This window comes from Flavobacterium sp. LAR06, from assembly GCF_041946075.1.
Classification (GTDB): Bacteria; Bacteroidota; Bacteroidia; order Flavobacteriales; family Flavobacteriaceae; genus Flavobacterium.
The window spans coordinates 389,276-396,501 of the sequence record NZ_JAUTYT010000004.1 but is presented as its reverse complement, the minus strand read 5'-3'; the positions used below and the strand labels follow the sequence as shown (position 1 = coordinate 396,501).

Sequence of the window (7,226 nt, the reverse complement as noted above, 5' to 3'; positions counted from 1 at the left end):
CTCCTGCAGCTGTAGTTCCGCAATCACCAGATCCTGTAAATGCATCAGCTTGCGCTTATGCGGATCAGGCTGCTTTGAATGCTGCATTTGAAACTTTCAAATTAGGTTTTGGCGTAACAGGCGGTTGTGATCCAAAAGGCACTTTTGTTGGAGATCCAATTTTGCCAACTTTATGCGAAGGAGGTACAGTAACGGTAAGTTTTATGATCACTGATAAATGTTATAGTAATACAATTACCAGAGATTTTACGATTCTTAAAAGTGATTTACTAAGCGTTGAACGTCCTGCTGATAAAACAGTTGTTTGTGGTGAAGATGTTGATGCTGCATTTGCTGCGTGGATCTCAGGTTTCAAATTTACTGGAGGGTGTCTTGGAAATGTTGACGCTACAGATTTATCTCAGTTTGTAAAACCTCAAATAGGAGTACCATTAGTTATTGAGTATATTGTTTCCAACAGATGTGAAACTGTTACAAAAACTTCAACATTTTTGATTACGCCATGTACCACTCCAATTTGTACTTATACTCAGGGATATTATGGAAATGTAGGAGGTATGGCATGTGCTGGAGGAGTTACTTATACTACCAAAGCGCTTATTGCGAAATCATTAAGTACTTATCCAGGTGGAACAATGAGAATTGGATTAGTAGGAAAATCTGTTTTAGTGTCTAACAATCCAGTTGATATTGATGCTGTGATTGCCGTTTTACCGGGAGGAGGAGCAAGTAAAGTTTTACTAAGCGGGAATCCTCAAATAAGTGCATTGCCACCATCATACCTTAAAAAAGGAACGATCAATAATACCTTATTGGCTCAAACTATTACTTTAGGTCTTAATTTAGGTATTGATAGTGAGTTAGGCAATTTCAAATTACAGGCAGGTATATTGGCAGTAGCAGAACCTGAAGGTGGCTGTGGATCTAAAAATCCAAAAGTGCGTACTTGTAATCCTGACGGAACGGTAAGTAATGAGTATACTTATTACACTATTCCGAATAATGTAGTGAGTAAATTAGGTGGAGGTAAAACTGTTGGTGATCTGTTCAATTTGGCCAATCAGGCACTTGGAGGTGGAGATACTTACGGACTTTCTCTTTCTGATATTGCCAATTTAGTAGACCTGATCAATAATGTATTTGATGAATGTAGAATTTCAATAGGATACAACATACAACCTCTTGCCTGTGTCGCTACTGAAGAAACGATAGTTACGCAACCAACCACACCAGAAACAACTGTAGTTGAAGAGACTGGTAAAGGAGGTAAAAAAGCAGATTTTGATGCTTATCCAATGCCATTTAAAAACTACATCACAATTCGTTATAATTTTGAATATGCAAGTGATGTTAAAATTGAATTATTCAATACATCTGGAGTACTGTTATCTTCAAAAACGGATACAGACTCTTACTCTGGTAAAGAGTACAATTTCAATATTGATTTCTATGTAGGTAAATTCCAGGTTTACATTCTTAAAATTACCACAAGTAAAGGCAGTAGTTCTAAAAAAATTATTTCCGATGGTAATTAATTATTTATAAAATTTTATTTAAAAGCATCCGTTAAAATCGGATGCTTTTTTTTGAAGTTTTTTTTAATATTAGCCTTTGATTGTTAAAGTATTATATTTTAAAAGGTGGCATGAAATGCAAAATAGTATAAAAAGATTAAAAAAAAAGTTATGTAATTTATTTTTTGGTTTGGTTTTTGGAAGTACCTTTATATATAAAACTTAAAAAAAACAAATATTATGAAAAAGATACTTACACTCTTTGCAGTTGTTGGATTAGTTGCATTTTCAAGCTGTGAAGGACCAGAAGGGCCTCCGGGACAAGATGGAGTTAATGTAGAGGCTGAAGTTTATCAGGTTAAAGGTGTTTCATTTACTGATGCTAATGGTTATAACCCAATAATTCCTTTAGATCCTGCAATTTTATCATCTGATATGGTGTTGTTGTATCGACAAGATGGTACCGATAATGGTGCCCCTGTTTGGAAATTAACACCTGAGTTGTATTATTTGCCTGATGGAACATTGGATTTTGGATATAATTATAATTTTACTGTAAGAGATGTTAGTATTTATATGGATGGATTTGATTTAGCAGGTGTTTCAACTGCTCTTAGATTGAATCAAACATTTAGAATTGTAATTATTCCAGGATATTTAACAGGTACAGCTAAATCTGCTAACAAATCTAGTTTTTCAGATTACAATGCGGTAATTAAAAAATACAATATTGATGATAGTAATATAAAATCAATTAAATTGTAAATCAAATAAATAAAAAAAGGAGATCAATTGATCTCCTTTTTTTCTGAAGTATATATTCATAAAACTAATCTAAATCCAAATCTGTCAGTTCTTTTTCTTTACCAAATTTAAGAGAAACCATAATTCCCACTAAAAGAGAAAGTGCAATAAAACCTAAAGAAGCCCATTCCGGAACATGGATGAAATCGTGTAGAATCATTTTTAATCCAACAAAAGCTAAAATGGCAACAAGACTGTATTCTAAATAACTGAATTTCGCCAGCATATTCGCTAGGAAGAAATACATAGAACGTAATCCAAGAATTGCAAAAATATTAGAACTGAACACTAAAAACGGGTCAGAAGTAATAGCAAGAATTGCAGGAACACTATCAACAGCAAATAAAACATCCATTACTTCAATAACAATTAAGGCAACAAACAATGGAGTTGCGGCTCTTTTTGCAGTTTTTGTAGGGATGAAAAATTTCTCCCCATCTGTTTCAGATGTAATCGGAATAATTTTTCCTAATGTTTTGTATACGAAAGAATCTTTTGGATGAAAATCTTCATCTTCACCAGAGAACAACATTTTTAGAGCAGTAAAAATTAAGAACGCACCAAATAAGTAAGTAGTCCAGGTAAATTTATTGATCAGCATTACTCCGAAGAAGATCATTAATCCACGGAAAACAATCGCTCCAAGAATTCCCCAAAATAAAACACGGTGTTGGTATTTTTGCGGAATCTTAAACGAAGCAAAAATAATTGCAATCACAAAAATATTATCAACGCTTAAGGATAGCTCAATTAAGTAACCTGTAATAAACTTCATAGAAGCGACTGCAGGTTTAAGACCATCAGGATTGGCAATATAATCTGTAGTATAAAGCCAGTAGATAACTCCTGAAAAGGCAAATGACAGTGTTACCCAAATCAATGTCCATTTGCTTGCTTCTTTTGTACTAATGATATGAGGTGTTTTGTTGAAAACGCCTAAATCTAAAGCAAGAATAATAATTACGGCCAATAAAAAGAAAATCCAAACCATTATGAGATAATTTTAAATGATTTACAAAGATAGGTTTTGAAGTTTAACTTAAAAATTAATTATTTGAAAAAGTTCTCCCCAAATTAATATAAAATAAAAAAAAGTGCCATCAATTGAGATGGCACTTTTCGGTATAATGTAAGCTTTGAATTATAGTGCTGATTTTACAGTTTTGATAATTCTTGCGGCAATTTTGTATGGGTCTCCGTTTGAAGCTGGTCTTCTGTCTTCTAACCAACCTTTCCATCCTTTTTGAACAGTCATTAAAGGAATTCTGATAGAACATCCTCTGTCTGAAACTCCATAAGAGAAATCGTGGATAGATGCAGTTTCGTGTTTACCAGTTAAACGTTGGTCGTTGTAAGCTCCGTAAACAGCAATGTGCTCAGCAGTAACAGGACGGAAAGCCTCGCAAATTCTTTCGTAAGTTGCTTGATCTCCACATGTTCTTAACACCTCGTTAGAGAAGTTAGCATGCATACCTGAACCATTCCAGTCTGTATCTCCTAATGGTTTTGGGTGATATTCAATATAGTAACCATATTTCTCAGTCAAACGATCTAATAAGTAACGAGCAACCCAAATTTCGTCTCCGGCTTTTTTAGCACCTTTAGCGAATAATTGGAACTCCCATTGTCCGCAAGCAACCTCTTGGTTAATACCTTCAAAGTTAATTCCGGCAGCGATACATAAGTCAGCATGCTCTTCTACTAATTTTCTTCCGTGAGTGTTTTTTCCACCAACAGAGCAGTAGTACATACCTTGTGGAGCAGGATATCCTCCAACAGGGAAACCTAATGGCAATAAAGTTTTAGTATCCATGATGAAATATTCTTGTTCGAAACCAAACCAAAAATCTTCATTATCATCATCAATTGTAGCTCTTCCGTTAGAAGGGTGTGGTGTTCCATCAGCGTACATAACTTCAGACATAACTAAATATCCGTTAATACGTGTTGGATCTGGGTAAATTGCAACAGGAACTAAAAGACAGTCTGAAGAACCACCTTCTGCTTGTTTTGTTGATGAACCATCAAATGACCAGTTTCCAAGTTCTTCTAATGTTCCTTTGAAATTTTCGTGTTCTTCAACTTTAGTTTTACTTCTAAGATTTTGAGTTGGTTCATATCCATCTAACCAAATGTACTCTAACTTAATTTTAGCCATAATAATATAATTTATTTTTTTGTTTTTTTTCGCTGGGTCAAATATAGATTTATTTTTTTAGTCCTAAAAATTAGGGGGCTATTTTGTTTTACGGAGTATAATTTTTTAGAGAAGCGCAATTTAGATGGGGGTATATTTTTAAAAAAGCAATTTTTAACACTATAAAAAAATAAATTCGTAATAATTACGGGAGTTTTTTGAATTTCTGAGTTAAGGAATTATGAAAAAATGTTTATTTAATGAATAATACCGGTGTATTTTGTTACATTTCTTTAAATTGAATTCATTATTCTTTAAAAAAACGACCTTCTGTTGAAATATTACCACATAAATTTCCAAAATATATCTTTCAAATAGCCTCTTTTATTGCTTATATTTGTTCCTCTTTTTTTAGTGAAATTTATTACGAATCTTTAAACTTATATACATGTCAACATTACGTTTCCAAGCTTTAAAAGAAGCTTCGACAAGAAAGCCAGTACATTTTGAAGAAATTGATAGAAAGTCTAACATTTTTGGATCCAATGTATTTAATGAGAAAGCAATGAAGCAATATTTAACTTCAGATGCTTTAAAGGGAGTTAGGGATGCAATTCAGCACGGAACTAAAATAGACAGAAAACTGGCAGATTATATTGCCATGGGAATGAAAGAATGGGCTTTGGCCAAAGGTGTTACGCATTATACGCACTGGTTTCAGCCGCTTACAGGAACAACAGCAGAAAAACATGATGCTTTTTTTGAAACATCATATGACGGAAGTGACCCTGTAGAAAAATTTGGCGGAGCTCAATTGGTTCAGCAAGAGCCTGATGCATCAAGTTTCCCGAATGGAGGAATCAGAAATACATTCGAAGCCAGAGGTTATACGGCTTGGGATCCAACTTCACCAGCATTTATATATGGTACAACTTTATGTATTCCAACGGTTTTTATCGCTTACACAGGTGAGGCTTTAGATAATAAAATTCCATTATTAAGAGCATTATCTGCAATGGATGAAGCGGCGACGGAAGTATGCCGTTATTTTGATAAAAATGTAAAAAAGGTAACAGCAACTTTAGGTTGGGAGCAGGAATATTTCCTTATTGATAAAGCTTTGGCTAATTCACGTCCTGATTTAATGATGACAGGAAGAACCTTATTAGGACATACTTCTGCAAAAGGACAACAGCTTGATGATCATTATTTTGGTTCTATTCCAACTCGTGCCTTAACCTATATGAGAGATTTAGAGCAGGAATGTATGTTGTTAGGGATTCCGGTAAAAACGCGTCATAACGAGGTGGCACCAAATCAATTTGAGTTGGCACCTATTTTCGAAGAAACAAATTTAGCCGTTGATCACAACTCTTTATTAATGGATGTGATGCAAAGAGTGGCAGAGCGCCATGATTTTAAAGTGTTATTCCACGAAAAACCTTTTAAGGGTGTAAACGGTTCAGGAAAACACAACAACTGGTCGTTGGCAACTGATACCGGAGTTAATTTATTGAGTCCGAGTAAGACACCCATGAGTAATTTACAATTCTTGACTTTCTTTATTAATACCATAAAAGCGGTTAACGATTACGAAACTTTATTAAGAGCCTCTATCGCAACAGCAAGTAATGACCACAGGTTAGGAGCCAATGAAGCACCACCGGCAATCATCTCTGTTTTTATTGGAGCACAATTAACTAAGGTTTTATCTGAATTAGAAAGTGTAACTACCGGGAAATTATCACCGGAAGAAAAAACCGATTTAAAACTGAATGTGGTAGGTAAAATTCCGGACGTTCTTTTAGATAATACAGACAGAAACAGAACATCGCCTTTTGCCTTTACAGGAAATAAATTTGAGTTTAGAGCAGTCGGTTCAAATGCAAACTGTTCTAATGCTATGACAACGCTGAATGCAATTGTTGCCAAACAATTGAAAGACTTTAAAATCGAAGTTGACAATTTGATTGACACTAAAGACATGAAAAAAGATGACGCCATCTTTAATGTTTTAAGAGAATACATTAAACAATCTAAAAAAATACTTTTTGAAGGTGACGGTTATAGCGACGCCTGGGAAAAAGAAGCAGCTAAAAGAGGTTTAAGTAATTTTAAAACTACTCCTGAAGCTATTAAAGCAAAAGTTTCTAAGCAAGCACTTGATTTGTTTGATGAATTAGGAATCTTAAATCATGTTGAAGCGGAAGCCCGCTACGAAATTGAATTGGAAGAATACACTAAAAAAATCCAGATTGAAGGAAGAGTTTTAGGGGATATTTCCAGAAATCATGTTATTCCAACAGCGATTCGTTACCAAAATACATTAATTGAGAATGTAAAAGGCCTAAAAGAGATTTTCGGAAAAGAATTCGAAACCATTGCCAAAGAGCAAATTGTTTTGATTAAAGAAATTTCAGGCCATATTGAAGGAATCAATTCTAAAGTATTAGCCATGACGAATGAAAGAAAGAAAGCTAATCAATTGACTGATGCCCAAAAAATGGCTGAAGTGTATTGTAATAATGTAAAACCTTATTTTGAAGATATCCGCAATCACTGTGATAAATTAGAATTATTAGTAGACGACGAAAGCTGGACACTAACTAAGTACAGAGAATTATTGTTTACTAAATAGTTTTTAAGCGACTAATTACACGAATTTGTTTTTTACTATTTGCGAAAAGTATTTAAAGCATGCAAAAATCATCCGATAAGGATGATTTTTGCTTTTTAAGAAAAAAATTAGTGAAAATTTGTGTAATTCGTGG

General features: G+C 33.9%; 5 protein-coding genes. 3 read left to right on the top strand and 2 right to left on the bottom strand.

What is annotated here, in order from left to right; translation table 11 throughout:
- Positions 1-1,535, top strand: a 1,535-nt coding sequence (locus tag Q7C23_RS08565; RefSeq protein ID WP_375032116.1) for a T9SS type A sorting domain-containing protein, incomplete at its 5' end; no start/stop codon positions are given.
- Between the two features lie 219 nt (positions 1,536-1,754).
- The gene (locus tag Q7C23_RS08560; protein ID WP_375032115.1) at positions 1,755-2,279 is read left to right on the top strand and encodes a hypothetical protein; all 525 of its coding nucleotides are present in this window, start codon (positions 1,755-1,757) and stop codon (positions 2,277-2,279) included.
- 64 nt (positions 2,280-2,343) lie between these two features.
- On the opposite strand, the gene Q7C23_RS08555 is transcribed toward Q7C23_RS08560, so the two are convergent.
- Together Q7C23_RS08555 and Q7C23_RS08550 are read right to left on the bottom strand one after the other, a co-directional pair.
- A complete protein-coding gene (locus tag Q7C23_RS08555; protein WP_375032117.1) occupies positions 2,344-3,312 on the bottom strand; it encodes a TerC family protein in 969 nt (322 codons plus the stop codon).
- Between the two features lie 147 nt (positions 3,313-3,459).
- A complete protein-coding gene (locus Q7C23_RS08550; protein ID WP_072971733.1) occupies positions 3,460-4,476 on the bottom strand; it encodes a glutamine synthetase beta-grasp domain-containing protein in 1,017 nt (338 codons plus the stop codon).
- A 427-nt stretch (positions 4,477-4,903) separates the two neighbouring features.
- Here Q7C23_RS08550 and Q7C23_RS08545 point away from each other — a divergent pair, with 427 nt between their 5' ends.
- Positions 4,904-7,093 (top strand): glutamine synthetase III, encoded by a 2,190-nt coding sequence (locus Q7C23_RS08545; protein ID WP_375032114.1) that lies wholly within the window; start codon positions 4,904-4,906, stop codon positions 7,091-7,093.
- Positions 7,094-7,226: the final 133 nt, after the last annotated feature.

What these genes read in the sequence shown, in the direction of transcription:
- Q7C23_RS08560 (WP_375032115.1), top strand. Translation starts at nt 1,755, where the DNA reads ATGAAAAAGATACTTACACTCTTTGCAGTTGTTGGATTAGTTGCATTT.
- Q7C23_RS08550 (WP_072971733.1), bottom strand. Translation starts at nt 4,476, where the DNA reads ATGGCTAAAATTAAGTTAGAGTACATTTGGTTAGATGGATATGAACCA.
- Q7C23_RS08545 (WP_375032114.1), top strand. Translation starts at nt 4,904, where the DNA reads ATGTCAACATTACGTTTCCAAGCTTTAAAAGAAGCTTCGACAAGAAAG.